Here is a 772-nt window from a genome sequence, read left to right as displayed (position 1 = left end):
CACGTCGGCACCGGCTTCAGCCACCAAGTTCTCGAAGAGCTTCACCGCAAGCTCGTGAGGCTGAAGACAGCCAAGTCGCCCTTCCCTGGCAAGGTGAAGGATGAGCGCGTTACGACCTGGGTGCGTCCTTCCTTGGTCGCGGAAGTGAAATTCGCGGAGTGGACCAGCAAGGGCGAGCTGCGCCAGCCGGTCTATCTCGGCCTGAGGTCCGACAAAAACGCCAAGGACGTTGTTCGCGAAAAGAAGTGGTCGCGAAAATAATGCAGCCGAGACGAAGCGCTCGATCTGGAGTTCAGCTCGCGGCGCGCTCGGATGCCGAAGGCCACGGCGGCAGGGGCGGCAATCCGAGGGCCTTGCGTACAGGTCCAAACGACCTCCGGTGAGCTGCGCATGCACCAAGCCTGGCGAGCGCCTCATAATGAGCCGGCACCGGGTAGCCCTTGTGATCCGCGAAGCCGTAGCCGGGGTGACGCACGTCGAGTGTCCGCATGACCGTATCGCGCTCGACTTTGGCGAGGATGGAGGCGGCGGCAATGCTGGCGGACTTGGCGTCCCCTTTAATGATCGACTGCTGAGGGATGTCGATTTCCTTCAAACGCTTCGCATCGATCAGCAAGTGCTGCGGCGTCAACCCTAGGCCCCGGACCGCACGTTGCATCGCCTGGATGCCTGCCCAATAGATGTTGATTTCATCGATCTCCTCGACCTCGACGAATGCTACACACCAACTCTCTGCCTTTTCCTTGATTTCCTTCGCGAGTTCTTCGCGAGC

2 protein-coding genes are annotated in these 772 nt (G+C 60.6%); one reads left to right on the top strand and one right to left on the bottom strand.

The annotated features are described in order from the left end of the window. Positions 1-261, top strand: a 261-nt coding sequence (locus AC0L3J_RS37155; protein WP_473350398.1) for an ATP dependent DNA ligase, incomplete at its 5' end; no start/stop codon positions are given. A 31-nt stretch (positions 262-292) separates the two neighbouring features. Here AC0L3J_RS37155 and AC0L3J_RS37150 read toward each other — a convergent pair. Further along, positions 293-772, bottom strand: a 480-nt coding sequence (locus tag AC0L3J_RS37150) for a ribonuclease HII (RefSeq protein WP_473350396.1), incomplete at its 5' end; no start/stop codon positions are given.

The sequence above is a fragment of the Bradyrhizobium sp. Kon37 genome, assembly GCF_055807535.1.
The sequence above is the reverse complement of the archived record's forward strand: the minus strand, read 5'-3'. Positions and strand labels throughout refer to the sequence as shown.